The 15,994-nt window shown below is 69.8% G+C and carries 14 protein-coding genes and 3 pseudogenes; 13 read left to right on the forward strand and 4 right to left on the reverse strand.

What is annotated here, in order from left to right; all coding sequences use genetic code 11:
• A partial coding sequence (locus tag AC2W7M_RS07800) for a GntR family transcriptional regulator (protein WP_486131434.1) occupies window positions 1-667 on the reverse strand: 667 nt, incomplete at its 3' end.
• A 275-nt stretch (window positions 668-942) separates the two neighbouring features.
• Between AC2W7M_RS07800 and AC2W7M_RS07805 the strand changes: the two genes are divergently transcribed.
• The 11 genes and pseudogenes from AC2W7M_RS07805 to AC2W7M_RS07855 all read left to right on the forward strand — a co-directional run bounded on the left by AC2W7M_RS07805 (window position 943) and on the right by AC2W7M_RS07855 (window position 10,121).
• Window positions 943-1,281, forward strand: coding sequence for a hypothetical protein (locus AC2W7M_RS07805; protein ID WP_486131436.1), 339 nt, complete (start codon window positions 943-945; stop codon window positions 1,279-1,281).
• A gap of 169 nt (window positions 1,282-1,450) precedes the next feature.
• Entirely contained in the window at window positions 1,451-2,443 is a 993-nt protein-coding gene (locus AC2W7M_RS07810; RefSeq protein ID WP_486131438.1) for a TRAP transporter substrate-binding protein, read from the forward strand.
• 25 nt (window positions 2,444-2,468) lie between these two features.
• The gene (locus tag AC2W7M_RS07815) at window positions 2,469-3,011 is read left to right on the forward strand and encodes a TRAP transporter small permease subunit (protein ID WP_486131440.1); all 543 of its coding nucleotides are present in this window, start codon (window positions 2,469-2,471) and stop codon (window positions 3,009-3,011) included.
• The gene (locus AC2W7M_RS07820; protein ID WP_486131441.1) at window positions 3,008-4,084 is read left to right on the forward strand and encodes a TRAP transporter large permease subunit; all 1,077 of its coding nucleotides are present in this window, start codon (window positions 3,008-3,010) and stop codon (window positions 4,082-4,084) included. The genes AC2W7M_RS07815 and AC2W7M_RS07820 overlap by 4 nt, the downstream gene beginning before the upstream one ends.
• Window positions 3,967-4,584, forward strand: a complete 618-nt coding sequence (locus tag AC2W7M_RS07825) for a TRAP transporter large permease subunit (RefSeq protein ID WP_486131443.1) — start codon at window positions 3,967-3,969, stop codon at window positions 4,582-4,584. The genes AC2W7M_RS07820 and AC2W7M_RS07825 overlap by 118 nt, the downstream gene beginning before the upstream one ends.
• A gap of 99 nt (window positions 4,585-4,683) precedes the next feature.
• Window positions 4,684-5,865: a winged helix-turn-helix transcriptional regulator gene (locus AC2W7M_RS07830; protein WP_486131445.1), complete on the forward strand. Its 1,182-nt coding sequence runs from the start codon at window positions 4,684-4,686 to the stop codon at window positions 5,863-5,865.
• Window positions 5,866-6,170: 305 nt separating this feature from the next.
• Complete coding sequence (locus AC2W7M_RS07835) at window positions 6,171-6,944, forward strand: enoyl-CoA hydratase-related protein (protein ID WP_486131447.1); 774 nt, start codon at window positions 6,171-6,173, stop codon at window positions 6,942-6,944.
• A gap of 23 nt (window positions 6,945-6,967) precedes the next feature.
• Entirely contained in the window at window positions 6,968-7,729 is a 762-nt protein-coding gene (locus AC2W7M_RS07840) for an N-acyl homoserine lactonase family protein (protein WP_486131449.1), read from the forward strand.
• 52 nt (window positions 7,730-7,781) lie between these two features.
• Window positions 7,782-8,117 (forward strand): annotated as a pseudogene (locus tag AC2W7M_RS07845) (SDR family NAD(P)-dependent oxidoreductase); the annotation flags it as partial.
• 88 nt (window positions 8,118-8,205) lie between these two features.
• Window positions 8,206-8,535, forward strand: a complete 330-nt coding sequence (locus AC2W7M_RS07850; protein WP_486131455.1) for an SDR family NAD(P)-dependent oxidoreductase — start codon at window positions 8,206-8,208, stop codon at window positions 8,533-8,535.
• Between the two features lie 44 nt (window positions 8,536-8,579).
• The gene (locus AC2W7M_RS07855) at window positions 8,580-10,121 is read left to right on the forward strand and encodes a class I adenylate-forming enzyme family protein (RefSeq protein WP_486131457.1); all 1,542 of its coding nucleotides are present in this window, start codon (window positions 8,580-8,582) and stop codon (window positions 10,119-10,121) included.
• 154 nt (window positions 10,122-10,275) lie between these two features.
• Here AC2W7M_RS07855 and AC2W7M_RS07860 read toward each other — a convergent pair whose 3' ends face one another.
• The 3 genes and pseudogenes from AC2W7M_RS07860 to AC2W7M_RS07870 all read right to left on the reverse strand — a co-directional run.
• Window positions 10,276-12,681, reverse strand: coding sequence for a xanthine dehydrogenase family protein molybdopterin-binding subunit (locus AC2W7M_RS07860; RefSeq protein ID WP_486131451.1), 2,406 nt, complete (start codon window positions 12,679-12,681; stop codon window positions 10,276-10,278).
• Window positions 12,678-13,160: a (2Fe-2S)-binding protein gene (locus AC2W7M_RS07865; RefSeq protein WP_486131459.1), complete on the reverse strand. Its 483-nt coding sequence runs from the start codon at window positions 13,158-13,160 to the stop codon at window positions 12,678-12,680. The genes AC2W7M_RS07860 and AC2W7M_RS07865 overlap by 4 nt, the downstream gene beginning before the upstream one ends.
• Before the next feature lie 153 nt (window positions 13,161-13,313).
• Window positions 13,314-14,033: pseudogene (locus tag AC2W7M_RS07870) on the reverse strand (FAD binding domain-containing protein); the annotation flags it as partial.
• Window positions 14,034-14,165: 132 nt separating this feature from the next.
• Here AC2W7M_RS07870 and AC2W7M_RS07875 point away from each other — a divergent pair.
• Both AC2W7M_RS07875 and AC2W7M_RS07880 read left to right on the forward strand, forming a co-directional pair.
• Window positions 14,166-15,309: pseudogene (locus AC2W7M_RS07875) on the forward strand (zinc-dependent alcohol dehydrogenase family protein).
• A gap of 142 nt (window positions 15,310-15,451) precedes the next feature.
• Window positions 15,452-15,994: SRPBCC family protein (locus AC2W7M_RS07880; protein WP_486131453.1), on the forward strand; the 543-nt coding region annotated here is incomplete at its 3' end.

A 15,994-nucleotide genomic window follows, 5' to 3' on the forward strand; every position in this document is an offset into this window, starting at 1 on the left:
CGCCTTCGGCGCGTCGGCGGCGGCGGAGCGGACGCCCGCGCGGGGCCTCGGGCGACGGCGCCTTGCCGGCGAACACGTCTGCCAGCAGAACACCGGTCTGGCGGATGTGCTGGTCCAGGAGGGCGGTGGCCGCCTCCGCATTGCGCACTGCGCAGGCAGCCAGGATGGCGCGGTGCTCGCGCTCGGCCTGGCCGCGATAATTGGCATTGGTGAGCAGCACCCGCACATAGGCATCGGTGGGGTTCGAGACCTGGCGGATGAGCGCGGCAAGCCGGTGGCGCCGCGCGGGTGCCGAGATCGCCGCATGGAAGGCGAAGTTCAGCTCGCTCCAGCGCCCCAGCTCCTCGGCCGCCTCCGCCTCCTCGACGATGCGGGTGGCGAGGGCGACGTCGTCGTCGCGCATGTGCGGGATGGCGAGGCGCAGCATGTGGCATTCGAGCACCGCGCGCATGTCGAGCAGCTCCTCGGCATCGCCGGCGCCCAAGGCGGCGACGGTGAAGCCGCGGTTGGGCTCCAGATGCGCGAGGCCCTCGGCCACGAGATGCAGCAGCGCCTCGCGCACCGGGATCTTGCTCACATGGTGGGCCGCGGCGAGGTCGTCCTGGCGCAGCGGCGCGCCGGGCGGCAGGACGCCATCCAGGATGTCCTTGCGGATCGCGTCCAGCACCGCCGCCTGACGCGCCTGTTTTGGGCGGCTTGCTCAACCCCGCTGCAGTGGCGGACACCCTGCTTCCTCCCGTCCTGCCGTATGATCGTATAATATTTGCTCGGTCTGAGGGCCGGCCGGGCTCAGTCCGATGCCCATATGGCATTGTTTGGACTTAAATTTCAAGGGTTCGCACGCGGCCCGCCAGCTGGCATGGAGAAAATATTATACGATTTGGCACGCTCCCTGCAAAACCTCCGAAGCCGGCCCGTGCCGCCGAGCCAAGAGGTTTCCGCATGATCACCGCCATTGTCCGCTATCAGCTTCCGGCCGCCATCGGCCGGGCCGACTGCATCGCCCACTTCCACAAGATCGCGCCCGGCTTCGGCGAGGTGAAGGGCCTGCTGCGCAAGCACTTCATCTGGAACGAGACCGGCAGCGCGGGCGGCGTCTATCTGTGGGAAAGCATCGCCGATGCCAAGGCCTTCTATCAGGGTCCCTGGCTCGACGGCATTGTCGCCCGCTACGGCATGTATCCCGAGATCGAATATTTCGAGACCTTCGCCATCACCGAGGTGAAGACCGGCGAGGTCCACTATATCGAGCCGCTCCCCGCCAAGGCCTCCGCCGCCTGAGGCGCGCCCACCGCGCGCCCGCCGCCCCCTTCCTTTGCCCGCCTCTTCAGGAGCCCCCCATGTCGAAGCCCATCGACCGCCGCAAGATCGTGGCCGGCCTCGCCGCCGGCGCCGCCGGTGCCGCCGCTTCCCCGCTCCGGCCATCTCGCAGGGCCGCATCGAGTGGCGCATGGTCACCGCCTGGCCGAAGAACCTGCCCGGTCTCGGCACCGGCGCCGAGCGCCTCGCCCAGCGCATCACCAAGATGTCCGAAGGCAAGCTGGCGGTGAAGGTATTCGCCGCCGGCGAACTGGTGCCGGGCCTGCAGACCTTCGACGCGGTGCAGAACGGCACCGCCGAAATGGGCCACGACACGCCCGGCTTCCACCTCGGCAAGAACCGCGCCTTCGGCTACTTCTTCACCGTGCCGTTCGGCATGGCCTATGTGGAGCACGTGGCGTGGCTCTATCACGGCGGCGGCCAGCAATTGTGGGACGAGCTGTCCGCGCAGTATGGCCTGAAGTCGTTCGCCATCGGCAACATCGACACCCCGCCCTTCGGCTGGTTCAAGAAGCCGATCACCTCGGTCGGCGACCTCAAGGGCCTGAAGATGCGCATGCCGGGCCTCGGGGCAGAGATGATCCGCCGCGTCGGCATGGTGCCCACCATCCTCGCGCCGGGCGACATCTTCGCCGCGCTCCAGTCCGGCGCCCTCGACGCCACCGACTTCACCGGCCCAGCCAACGACATGGCGCTCGGCTTCCAGCAGGTGTGCAAGTATTACTATTGGCCGGGGGTGCAGAAGCCGGGGGCGATCCAGCAGGTCATCATCTCCAAGGCCAAGTATGACGCGCTCTCGCCCACCCTCCAGGAGGTGGTGACGGTGGCGTGCCAGGCCGGGCACCAGGACATGCTGGCCGAATACAACTGGATCAACGCCCAGGCGCTCAAGGCGCTCACCGAGAAGCACGGGGTCGAGGCGCGCAAGCTGCCCGACGATGTGCTGGTCGCCCTCGGCACCGCGGCCGGCGAGGTGCTGAAGGAGGAGCGCGGCAAGCTCGATCCGCTCGGCCAGAAGATCTGGGACGCCTACTTCTCCGCCCGCCGCACCATGATCAACCTGACGGACTATTCCGACCGCGCGCTTGGCAACGCCCGCGGCCTCGGCTTCCCCTATGTCTGAGCGCGGGGGCTCGGACCTGGGCGCGATGCTGGAGGCCGTGGCCTCCAGCATCGACCGCTTCACGGAAGGCGTGGGCCGCGTCGTGGCGTGGCTCACCTTCGCCACCGTGGTGGTGTGCTTCGCCACGGTCTATCTGCGCTACGTGTTCCATGTCGGCGAGATCTGGCTCCAGGAACTGTATGCCTGGACCCACGTGGCCGCCATCACCATGGGCGCGGGCTACGTGCTCATGAAGGGCGGCTTCGTGCGGGTGGACCTGCTCTATGCGCGCTTCGGCCCGCGCGGCAGGGCGCTGGTGGAGCTGTTCGGCACGGTGTTCCTCATGGCGCCCTTCCTCATCATGATGGCGGTTTCGGGCTGGTCGTTCTTCCACACCTCCTACGTCATGAACGAGGCCTCGCAGTGGGAGAACGGCCTTCGGGCCTTGTGGCTGCTCAAGAGCACGCTTTTGTTCTTCGTTCTGACCGTGGGCCTCCAGGGCGTCGGCATCATCGCCCGCGCCCTCGCCGTCCTCCTTTGTCACGAGCCGGCGCCCGCTGCCGTGCCGGCACTCTCGGATGCGCCATGATCACGCCTCTGCTCGCGGGCGAAGCGCTCAGCGTCCTCATGTTCCTGGCCGTGGTGGCGGTGCTCGCGCTCGGCTACCCGGTGGTGTTCTCGCTGGCCGGCGTGGGCTTCGGCTTCGGCCTGATCGGCCACTATGCCGGCGCCTTCGACCTCAGCTACTTCAACGCGCTGCCGCTGCGCTACTGGGGCATCCTCAACAACGACGTGCTGATCGCGGTGCCGCTCTTCATCCTCATGGGGGTGATGCTGGAGCGCTCGGGCATCGCCGAGGACCTCTTGACGACGCTGGGCGAAGTGTTCGGGCGCATGCGCGGCGGGCTCGGCCTGTCCGTGATCCTCGTCGGCTCGCTGCTCGCCGCCTCCACCGGCATCGTCGGCGCCACCGTGACCACCATGGCGCTGATCTCGCTGCCCGTGATGCTGCGCGTCGGCTATGACAAGCGCCTCGCCTCGGGGCTCATCTGCGCCACCGGCTCGCTCGCGCAGATCATCCCGCCCTCCACGGTGCTGGTGTTCCTTGCCGTGATCATGCAGACGGCCAACAGCCAGGTGCAGCTCGCCAAGGGCAATTTCGTGCCGCAGACGCTCTCGGTGGGAGACCTGTTCGCGGCCGCCTTCATTCCCGGCCTCGTCCTGTCCGGCCTCTATACGCTGTGGGTGATCGGCCACATCATCGTCCGGCCGGCCTCGTGCCCCGCCATGGTCACGCACCGCGCGCCCGGGCTCGGGCAGCGCGTGGTGGTGGCTCTGGCGCCGACCCTGCTGCTGATCGTCGCCGTGCTCGGCTCCATCATCGCCGGCGTCGCGACGCGACGGAGGCGGCCTCGGTGGGCGCCATGGGTGCGGTGCTGCTCACCATGGTGCGCATCGTCGGCGAGGCGCTGGCGCCGCGCTTCGGCGCCCGGATCGAGCGCGCGCTGTTCTGGTGGTGGACGGCGACGATCCTCGGCCTCGCGATGCTCGCGCTCCTCGCCGGTGCGGCGGGGGTGCTCACGGGCTCGCTGGCGGCGCTCGTCGCGGCTTCTGCCTTCGCGCTGTCGCGGCCGGACACCCGCACGCGCCTCGTCGGCGTGATGACGCAGGTCTCCCGCCAGGCGCTGATCCTGACCGTGATGGTGTTCGTCATCTTCCTCGGGGCGACGGTGTTCTCGCTGGTGTTCACGCGGCTGGGCGGCGAGGAGGTGGTGGGCGAGTTCCTGCGCGCCATGCCCGGCGGCGCCAGCGGCGCGGTGCTCGTGGTGATGGCGATCGTGTTCGTCTTGGGCATGTTCCTGGACACGTTCGAGATCCTGTTCATCGTCGTGCCCATCGCCGCGCCCATCCTGCTGCACATGGACGTGGACCCGGTGTGGCTCTCCATCATGCTGGCGGTGAACCTGCAGACCAGCTACCTCACCCCGCCGTTCGGCTTCTCGCTGTTCTTCCTGCGCGGGGTGGCGCCGCCGGAGCTGAAGACCTCGGACATCTACCGCGGCATCATCCCGTTCGTGGGCCTTCAGGTCGTCTGCCTGGCGCTGCTGTGGGCCTTCCCGCAGCTGGCACTGTGGCTGCCGGGGGTGATCTACGCCCATTGAGGCGGTGGATGACCCCACCGACAATCTTCGCTCGACGGTGCCAACGCTGGCAGGTTCATTGTATAAGTGAACCGAATTTGCCATCGGGCCGGGAGCTGAATGTCCACCCACAAGCGCACGCGGCCGCCGGGACACCCTGAGGCCGAGCCCTCTGCGCGGTCGGCCAAGGCATCGACGGCGGCAGCTGCTGCCACCCGCAAGCAGGCGGCCGCCAAGCGCGTCGCCAAATCCGGCGCGGCCAAAGCCGGCGCGGCAAAGGCCGCGGGCCCCGGGAAGCGCGAGCCCAAGCTCCGCGGCCCGCTCCAGGCCTTCGAGCGCAACTGCTCGGTCGGCCGCACCCTGTCCATCCTCTCCGACGCCTGGAGCTTCCTCGTCATCCGCGAGGCGTTCTTCGGCGCGCGGCGCTTCGAGCAGTTCCGCGCCGCCCTCGGCTTGCCGCGCGCGACCCTCGCGGAGCGGCTGAAGCGCCTGACCCAGCGCGGCATCTTCCGGCAGGTCCACTATTCCGCGACATCGAGCCGGGTCGAGTACCATCTCACCCGCTGCGGCATGGATCTCTATCCGAGCTTCATGGCCATGATCGCGTTCGGCGACCGCTGGCTCTCGGGGCCGGACGGGCCGCCGCTGCGGCTCGTCCATGCCTCGTGCGGACACGAATGCCGGCCCTATGTGGCCTGCTCCCACTGCCTGGAGCCGGTCAGCGCCACGCGCGTGCGCTACCGCGACGGGCCGGGGGCCGGCCGCACGCCGGTCAGCCTGGAGAAAAGGTCGCGGCGCACCGCCGAATCGGCGAGCTTCTCCCGCGGGCGGCCGAGTTCGGTGTCGCGCACCCTGGAGATCGTCGGCGACCGGTGGAGCTTCCTGATCCTGCGCGAGGCGTTCTTCGGCGTGCGCCGGTTCGATGCGCTGCAGACCGAATTGCGGATCGCCCCCAACATCCTCACCGACCGGCTCGCGCGCCTCGTCGCCCGCGGCATGTTCGAGCGGCGCAAGTATCAGGACCAGCCGGAGCGGTTCGAGTACCGGCTCACCGACATGGGCAAGGACATCTACGGCGCCTTCATCGCAATGCAGGCCTGGGGCGACCGCTGGCTGTCGGGCGGTGAGCCGCCGCTGATCCTGACCCATCTGGACTGCGGCCACGACTTCACGGCGACCGTCATCTGCGACCAGTGCCGCCAGCCGGTGGAGGCGCACGCCATGCGCTACCGGCTGAACTACGATCCCGCCCCCTTCGGCGCCAACCGGGACCGGATCGAGGAGGCGGCGGACCGGGATTGACGGCCATCGCCAAAAAAGGCCCGCCGGAGGGCGGGCTGTGCTCGGGAGGAGCAGTGTCGGGATCGGTCCGGGCGTCTGCGCCCGAAGCGCCGCTCGGCGCAAGGAGCGGCCGGCAACCCTTCGTAATCAAGGAAAAGCCGTCAGGCATTCCCATGCGACGCCATTGACAAGATCATTTTCAGTCTATTAATGCAAGTCATATCGCGGGCGCTGCGGCGCGCCTTTCGCCAGCCTCGGCGCGCACGAAAAAGCGGCGCGCGGGCGTGCCCGCCGGCCGGGCAGAACCGAAGCGAAGGAGGACTTGAGTGTCGGATATCGAAGTCGCCGTCGCCGATCACATCGCCACCGTCACGCTGAACCGGCCGCAGCTGCGCAATCCCATGACGCTCGCCATGTGGCAGGGCATCGCGCGCATCTTCGGCGAGCTCGGGGCCGATGCGCAGGTGCGGGCGATCATCCTCACGGGCGCCGGCGGCAACTTCTCGGTGGGCGCGGACATCTCCGAGTTCGGCACCGTGCGGCACACGGTGGAGCAGTCGGTCGCCTATGAGGTGGCGGTGGACGCCTCGTCCGACGCCATCCAGGCCGCCGGCAAGCCCACCATCGCCGTGGTGGAAGGCTATTGCCTCGGCGGCGGCTGCCACCTCTCCATGTCGTGCGACTTCCGCTTCGCCAGCCCCTCCGCCATGTTCGGCATCCCGGCGGCGCGGCTCTCCATCATCTACGGCGTGCGCAGCACCCAGCGCCTGCTGGCGCTGGTGGGCCTCACGGAGGCGAAGCGCATCCTCTTCACCGCCGACCGGATCGATGCCGAGCGCGCGGTGCGCATCGGCTTCGCGCAGGATCTCGCGGTCGATCCCATGGCCTCGGCTTTGGAGTTCGCCGGCCGGATCGCCCAGAACGCGCCGCTCTCGGTGTCGGGCGCGAAATACATCCTCGACGGCCTCGCCATGGGCGAGGGCGCGCTCGACGTCGCCGAGGCGCAGCGCCTGATCGACGAGGCCTCCAGCAGCCAGGACTACCAGGAGGGCCGCACGGCCTTCGCCGAGAAGCGCCCGCCGCGCTTCATGGGCCGCTGAGCGCACACGGCAGGGAGAACGTCATGAAGATGCATGTCCTGTCCGGCGGCCGGCTGCGCATGAAGAAGCATGTCTACGAGCCCACGGCCGACCGCAGCGAAATGATCGAGCTGCCGGTCTCCTGCTTCCTGCTGCGCTATCCGCAGGGCAACGTGATGTTCGACACCGGCTGCCACCCCTCGGTCGTCACCGACGCGGAGGCGCGCTGGGGCGGCGTCGCGCGCGCCATGACGCCGATCATGGGGGCGGAAGACAACGCGGTCTCGCAGCTGAAATGCGTCGGCCTGTCGCCGGACGACATCGACGTGGTGGTGTGCTCCCACTTCCACCCCGACCATTGCGGCTGCAACGGCCTGTTCCGCAAGGCGAGCGTGGTGGTGAGCGCGCTGGAGCTCGCCGCCGCCAAAGCCGAGAACGCGGTCGCCTCCGGCTATCTGCCGGTGGACTGGGACCAGCCCAACCCGCTGGAGCTGATCGAGGGCGAGCGGGACCTGTTCGGCGATGGCCGCATCACCCTCGTGCCGCTGCCGGGCCACACGCCGGGCCTCACCGGCGCGCTGGTGACGCTGGACCGCGATGGGGCCTTCCTGCTGGCCTCCGACGCCGTGAGCCTGCGCTCCGCGCTCGACCGCGACGTGGTGCCGAAGAACACCTGGAATGTGGACGCCCATGTGAAGACCATCGCCGAGATCCGGAAGATCGAGGCGGCGGGCGCGACCGTGCTGTGCGGGCATGACGATGCCCAGTGGCAGAGCCTGCGCAAGGGCGCCGACGCCTACGAATGACGCCCGGCCGCCGCGCGGCCGCAGCCCCCAACACGAACGAGGCGAGACGAAGATGGACCTGAACCTGAAGGGCAAGGTGGCGCTGGTCACCGGCGGCGGGCGCGATGTCGGCCGCGAGATCTGCCTGGCGCTCGCCGCCGAGGGCGCGAGCGTGGCGGTCAACTACCGCAAGTCCGCCGAGGAGGCGCAGGCGGTGGTGGACGAGATCCGCGCCAAGGGCGGCGAGGCCAAGGCCTACCAGGCGGACGTGGCCGACTTCGGCGCGGTGAAGGCGATGGTGGACGCCATCGTCGCGGAACTGGGCGGCCTCAACATCGTCGTCAACAATGCCGGCCTCGCCATCCGCCAGAAGTTCACCGACACCACCGAGAAGGAGTGGAAGGCGCAGATCGACACCTGTCTCTACGGCGCCATCCACCTCGCCCACGCCGCCGCTCCGCACCTGGAGAAGGGCGGCGACGGGGCGCCTCATCGCCGTGGTGGGCGACAGCTCGCGCGTCGGCGAATCCGGCCTCTCCATCGTCGCCGCGGCGCGCGCGGGCGTGATCGCGCTCATGAAGTCGCTGGCGCGCGAGATGGGCCGCTCCGGCGTCACCGCCAACACGGTCTCGCTCGGGCTGATCGAGACCGCGCACGACCGCTCCTGGGTCGAGGCGAACCGCGACAAGCTGACCAAGTTCTACCCGCTGCGCCGCCTCGGCCAGCCGGAGGACATCGCCCCCACCGTGGCGCTGCTCGCCTCGCCCAAGGGCTCGTGGATCACCGGGCAGGCGATCAGCATCTCGGGCGGCTTCTCGATGCTCTGAGGCCGGCCGCGCGGCGCATGCCGGCGAACATTCGGGGAGGTTGCATGCTCAAGGCGGAACTCATCGCTCCCATTCCGGAGCTTCTGCAGCGCCACGCCGCCGCCCGCGGCGGCAAGGTGGCGTTCCGTGACGCCGCCGGCGCGGTCACCTATGCCGACCTCGACCGGCGCACCGCGAACCTCGCCGGCCATCTCGCCGCGCTCGGCGTGGGGGAGGGCGACCGGGTCGCCATCTACCTTGCCAATTCGGTCGCCTGGGTGGAGGCGCTCCTCGCCATCGTGCGGGCCGGCGGCGTCGCCGTGCCCATCAGTGCCGAGGCGGCGCCGGGCGAAGTCTCCTACCGGCTCTCGGACGCCGCCTGCCGCATCGTCGTCACCGCGGCGGCGAAGGCCGAGCTGATCGAGGGCCTCAAGGCGGAGGCCCCGAGCGTCGCCGGCCTCATCCTCGCGGACGCGCCGACGGACGATCCGCGCAGCTTCCAGGCGCTGGCGACCACCGCGCCGCCCGCCCCGCCGCGCGATCCGTCCGACATCGATGCGGCGTCCTTCATCATCTACACGTCCGGTACCACCGGGCGGGCGAAGGGCGTGCTGCTCACCTGCCGCTCCATGCTGTGGGTCACCGCCTCCGCCTGGGCTTACGTCATGGGGCTGAGCGAGAAGGACAACGTCCTCTCGCCGCTGCCGCTGTTCCATTCCTATGCGCTGAACCTCTCGGTGCTCTCCATCCTCGCCACCGGGGCGAGCGAGTACATCATGGAGAAGTATTCCACCCGCGAGGCGCTGCGGCTTCTTGATTCCGGCGAATTCACCGTGTTCCCCGGCGTGCCCACCATGTTCCACTATCTGATGGAGGCGGGCCTCGCCGAGGGCCGTTCGACCCTTGCCGGCCTCAGGGTCTGCATGTCGGCCGGCGCCATCATGCCGGCGACGCTGAACTCCACCTTCGAGGCCGCCTTCAAGGTACCGCTGCTCGACGGCTACGGCATCACCGAGACCTCGACCATGGTGACCATGAACGCGGCCGACAGCGCCCGCGTCATGGGCTCGTGCGGCCTGCCGCTGCCCGGCGTGGCGCTGCGCATCGTCGACCCCGCGACGCTGAAGGACCTCGATGCCGGCCAGGAGGGCGAGCTGATCGTGCGCGGGCCGAACGTCATGCTCGGCTATCACAACAAGCCGGAGGAGACGGAAAAGGCGCTGCGCAACGGCTGGTACCACACCGGCGATCTCGCGCGGGCGGACCGCAACGGCTTCGTCACCATCACCGGCCGCCTCAAGGAGCTGATCATCCGCGGCGGGCAGAACATCGCCCCGGCGGAGATCGAGGAGGCGGTGTTGACGTTCGCCGAGGTGCTGGACTGCGCGGTGGCGGGCGTTCCCCATCCCCAGCTCGGCGAGGTGCCGGCGCTCTACGTGGTGCCGCGCGGCGCCGCCTTCGACGTGGAGGCGCTGATGGCGCACTGCCGCCAGCGCCTGTCCTCCTACAAGGTGCCGCACGTGGTGCACCAGGTGAGCGAGATCCCGCGCACCGGCTCCGGCAAGATCATCCGCTTCCGCCTGAAGGAGATGGTGGCGCCCGAGTGAGAGGACCGTCGCCCGTGCGCGCCACCCTGGCGAACGCGCCCCGTCGCCCTCCGGCTTGACCGGAGGGCCCATTCCGCGACCGGGCGCAGGGCGGTGAGGGTGCTTGGATGCTCCGGTCGCGCCGGAGCATGACGGTTCTCCGAGCGCTGGGGCTTCACACCGCCGGCTTGTCCTGCCCCACCCCCGCCTGCGCCGCCTCCACCAGCCGGAACAGGCGCTCGGGCGTCGCCGGTAGGGTGTCGATCTCGATGCCGAGCGGGGCGAGCGCATCCGAGATGGCGTTGGCGATGGCCGCCGGCGCGCCGATGGTACCGCCCTCGCCCATGCCGCGGAAGCCGCCGAGATTGTTGGGCAGATCCGCCTCGATATGGACGATGCCGATCTGCGGCATGTTGGTGGCGACTGGCACCAGATAGTCGGCGAGACTCGCGGTGAGCAATTGCCCCGCCTCGTCGTGCACCACCTCTTCCAGCAGCGCCGCGCCGATGCCCTGCGCCACCGCGCCGTGCACCTGGCCCTCGACGATCAGCGGGTTGATGATGCGCCCGCAATCCTCCGCCACCACGAAATCGGTGACGGTGACGCCGAACGTGTCGCGGTCCACCTCCACCATCGCGAGATGGGTGGAGGCGCAGGCCGTGCCGAGATAGGGGTCGTAGGTCTCCTCGGCGACGAGGTCCTCGCGCTGGTCGTAGGGGATGCGCCCCATCTGCGAATAGACCGCCCGCGCCACCTCCTTGAAGGTCATGGTGGCATTGGAGGAGCGGGCGCGGATGAGGCCGCCCTCGGCCTCCAGGTCCTCCATGGGCACGTCCATGAGGTGGGCGGCGGCCTTGAGCACCTTGGTCTTCACCACGCGGGCGCTCTTGGTGGCGGCACCGCCGCCGAGCACCGCCGAGCGGCTGGCATAGGTGCCGGTGCCCATGGGCACGAGGGCGCTGTCGCCGTGCAGGATCTCCACGTCCTCGAACCGGCAGCCCAGCTCGTCGGCGACGATCTGCGCCAGCGTCGTCTCCAGGCCCTGGCCGTGGGAGGAGATGCCGAACGCCGCCGTCACCGCGCCGGTGGCGTCGATGCGGATGGATGCGGTCTCGGTGCCGGTATTGATGGGCATGCCCGGCGCCACCGCGATGCGCGAGCCGATGCCGGTCAATTCCGCATAGCTCGCAAGGCCGAGGCCGACCCAGCGCCCTTCCGCCCGCGCCGCGTCGCGCGCCTTAACCAGCGCCGGATAGTCCGCGCAGGCTCCTTCCAGGCATTCCAGGAACGCGGACTTGTCCCAGATGATGCCGGAGCCGGTGCGGTAGGGAAATTCCTCCGCCGTCACCAGGTTGCGCCGGCGCATCTCCATCGGGTCCAGGCCGAGCCTGCGCGCGGCCATGTCGATGAGGCGTTCCATGGCGAAGGTGGAGGAGGGCCGCCCGACGCCGCGATAGGGACCGGTCGGCGGCTTCGGCGTGAGCACGCCCCGCACCCGGCCGCGATAGTGCTGCATGCGGTAGGGGCCGGGCAGGAAGCTCACCACCTGCACCGGCTCCAGCGCCCCGGTCCAGGGATAGATGGAATAGGCGCCGATGTCGCCGATCACGTCGGCCCTGAGGCCGAGGAGCCGGCCCTCCGCGTCCACGGCCAGTTCGGCGTCGATCAATTCGTCGAACGCCTGGCTCATGGCAGTGAGATCCTCCATGCGGTCGGCGGTGAACTTCACCGGGCGCTCCAGCTTCTTCGCCAGCACGCAGACCAGCATCTCCTCGTGGTTCAGCGAGCCCTTGCCGCCGAAGCTGCCGCCCACGTCCGGCGCCACCACCCGCAGGCGGTTGCCAGGCAGGTCCAGGCAGTCGGCGAGCACGTCGCGCACGATGCCGGGGATGTTGGAGGAGGTGTGGAGTGTGAGCGCGCGCTTCCGCTTGTCCCACTCGGCCAGATAGGAGCGGTTCTCCATGGGCACCGGGGTCTTGCGCGTCATGCGGAAGCGCCCGCGCACGGTGACGGGCGCTTCGGCGATGGCCGCGTCCACGTCGCCGCGCTGGAACTGGCGGGCGATGATGACGTTGCTGCCCGCCTCCTCGTGGAGCAGCGGCGCGCCGGGCTCCACCGCATCCACCTGCCGGATGGCGAAGGGCAGGGGCTCGTAGGTGATGGTGATCTGCTCCAGCGCGTCCTCGGCGGCGTAGCGGCTCTCGGCCACCACGGCCACCACCGGCTCGCCGGTATAGCGCACCTTGTCCTGCGCCAGCGGGCGGATGGGCGTCGCGTAATAGCCGTCCATGCGCGAGGTGGGGATGGCGGGGCGGATGTCGCCTTCGATGTCGCGCGCGTCGAAGATGGCGAGGACGCCGGGGATGGCGAACGCCTCGCCCACGTCGATGGAGAGGATGCGCGCGTGGGGCTGGTCCGAGCGGCGCACGGCGACGTGCAGCATGCCGGGCAGCGCGATGTCGTCCACATAGCGCCCGGAGCCGGTGAGCAGACGCGGATCCTCGGTGCGCTTGATGCGCTGGCCGACGAGCTTGGGGCGCAGCTCGACCGAGGCGTCGGCGCTCTTGGGAGGCTCGCTCACTTCAGCGGCCCCCGCTCGCGGGCGAGCTCGCGCACCGCGTTCACGATGTGCTCGTAGCCGGTGCAGCGGCAGATGTTGCCGGAGAGCGCCTCGCGGATCTCGGCGTCGCTCTCCAGCGGGTGGTGCCGTAGCATGTCGGTGATGGTCATGAGGAAGCCGGGCGTGCAGAAGCCGCACTGGAGGGCATGGTGGGTGCGGAACGCATCCTGGACGCGGCCGAGGTTCTCCATGGCGCCGAGGCTCTCCACGGTCTCGATGGCGGCGCCGTCGAGCTGCACCGCCAGAAGCAGGCAGGAGCGGGCGCTGCGCCCGTCGAGCAGGATGGTGCAGGCGCCGCAGACGCCGTGCTCGCAGCCCACATGCGTGCCGGTGAGGCCGATCTCCTGCCGCAGGAAGTCGGACAGGAGCAGCCGCGGGTCGACCGCGCGGGTATAGGCGATGCCATTGACGGTGACGGTGATCTCGGGGCGCGCGCTCACGGGGCCACCTCCGCGGCGCGGGACCAGGCATCGGCGAGCGCGCGGCGGGCGAGCGCGCCGACCAGGTGCCGGCGGTAGTCGGCCGAGGCGTTTGAGGTCGGAATTGGGCGCCACCGCCGCCCGCCAGCAGCTCCACGCGCCGTCGAGCGCGCGGCCGTCCATCGCCGAGCCTTCGAGGACGGCTTCCACCGTGTCCATGCGCGCCGGCATCTCGCCCACCCCCATGGTGGCGACGCGCACGTTGCGGGCGTGCCCGCCCCGGCGTTCCAGCACGACGGCGACGCTGGCGAGCGCGTAGTCGCCGTGGCGGCGGGCGAATTCCTCGAAGCCCCAGCCGGCGCGGGGGGCCAAAGCGTCGATCTCGATGGCGGTGACCAACTCGTCGGGCTCCAATGCGGTGACGAGGGAGCCGACGAAGAAGTCCCGCGCCGCGATCGTCCGCGTTCCTCGCGCCGAGGCGACGTGGATGAGGCCGTCGAGCAGCAGGGTCATCATCGGCATCTCGGCGGCGGGGTCGGCATGGCAGACGCTGCCGCAGAAGGTGCCGCGGTTGCGCACGGTGAGGTGCGCCACGTGCTTCATGGCGTGGTGGAGCACGGGAGCGTGCGCCTTCACCAAGGCGTCCTCCCCGGTCATGCGGTGCCGCACCAGCGCGCCGAGCCTGAGGCGGCCGGTGTCCAGCGTGATCCGGTCGAGCCCGGCGATGTGGTTGATGTCCACCAGCACCGTGGGCTTGACCAGTCGGAAATTGATCATGGGCATGAGGCTTTGGCCGCCGGCCAGCACCTTGCCGTCGCCCCCGGCCGCCGCCAAAATCTCGCCCGCATGGGCGACGGTTTCGGCGCGAACATAGTCGAACCGGGCGGGCTTCATGCGTCGAGTTCCGGCATCTGCGCTTTCATTCCAGAGTTACTTGCATTATTGAACTATGTTAGAGGGTGTCAAGCCGCCGAGCCGATCCGCGCGACAGGGCGGCATGCGGAATCCACGGAGGAATTCGCCGCGATGAAGATCAAAGCCGCCGTCCTGCGCCAGATGGGCGCGGAGCATCCCTACGCCAAGAGCATGCCTCTCAAGATCGAGGAATTGGAGCTGGACCGGCCGGTCCGGGCGAGGTGCTGGTGAAGATCGGCGCCGCCGGCCTGTGCCATTCCGACCTCTCGGTCATCAACGGCTCGCGCCCGCGTCCCATGCCCATGGCCATCGGCCACGAGGCGGCCGGCACCGTGGTAGAGGTGGGCGAGGGCGTCGAGGACCTGGTGCCCGGCGACCATGTGGTGATGGTGTTCATGCCGAGCTGCGGCCACTGCCTGCCGTGCGCGGAGGGCCGGCCGGCTCTGTGCGAGCCCGGTGCCGTGGCGAACGGCAAGGGGCGCCTCCTCACCGGCGCCATCCGCCTGCATTTGTGCGGGCACGACCATTCCGAGGTGCATCACCATCTCGGCTGCTCCGCCTTCGCCGACCATGCGGTGGTCTCGCGCCGCTCGCTGGTGAAGATCGACCGCGACATCCCGCTGCCGATCGCGGCCCTGTTCGGCTGCGCGGTGCTCACCGGCGTCGGCGCGGTCATCAACACCGCGCGGGTGCAGCCGGGCGAGAGCGTCGCGGTGATCGGCCTCGGCGGCGTCGGCCTCGCCGCCGTGCTCGGCGCCATCGCCGCCGCGCCCACCAAGGTGGTGGCGGTGGACCTTTTCGCCGGAGAAGCTGGAGCTCGCCAAGGCGCTCGGCGCCACCGCCGCGGTGGATGCCCGCGCCCCGGACGGCGGTGGAGCAGGTGCGCGCGCATGCGGGCGGCGCCGGGGCGGACTTCGCCTTCGAGTTCGCCGGCTCCGCGCGGGCGCTGGAGAACGCCTACAAGATGACCAAGCGCGGCGGCACCACGGTGACCGCCGGCCTGCCGCCGCCCGAGGCGACGCTGCCGGTGAACATCGTCAGCCTGGTGGCGGAGGAGCGCACGGTGAAGGGCAGCTATATCGGCACCTGCGTCCCGGTGCGCGATCTGCCGCGCTATGTGGACCTCTACAAGTCCGGCCGCCTGCCGGTGGACAAGCTGATGAGCGGCGCGATCCGGCTCGACGAGATCAATGAGGGCTTCGACCGGCTGCATGACGGCTCGGTGGTGCGCCTCGTGGTGGATTTCGGCGGCTAGAGCGCGGTCCGATCAAATTGAACCCATTTGATCGGTGAATCGCCCTCTAACTTGATGATAGAGAACGCGTTATCCGATCAGCTTGCGTTGCAAGCCGATCGGCGCGTGCTTTAGGCCAGCGCGGCGAACGGGAGACAATTTCATGGACATGACCGGCGAGCAGCGCATTCCCGCCCCGCGGGAGGCGGTGTGGCGGGCGCTGAACGACCCCGAGGTGCTCAAGGCCTGCATCCCCGGCTGCCAGGAGCTGAACAAGCTCTCCGACACCGAGATGACCGCGACCGTGGTGCTGAAGGTGGGGCCGGTGAGCGCGCGCTTCTCCGGCGCGGTGACGCTGCTCGACCTCGACCCGCCGAAGAGCTACCGCATCTCGGGCGAGGGGCAGGGCGGCGTCGCCGGCTTCGCCAAGGGCGACGCGAAGGTGAGCCTGGAAGAGGACGGCGCCGAGACCATCCTGCGCTACGAGGTGGAGGCGCAGGTGGGCGGCAAGCTCGCCCAGCTGGGCGCGCGCCTCATCGACGCCACGGCGAAGCAGATGTCCGGCGCCTTCTTCAAGCGCTTCGCGCAGGAGGTGCTGGCGCGGCAGGCCCAGGACGCCGCGCCTGCTCCCGTTGCGCCGCAGGAATCCGCACAGGAGCCTGCACCGCAGGCCGACGCCCGCGGGCTGGCCGGCCTTCGCCCGCGC

The sequence above is a fragment of the Xanthobacter sp. BG11Y11_SDJG genome (genome assembly GCF_057364445.1).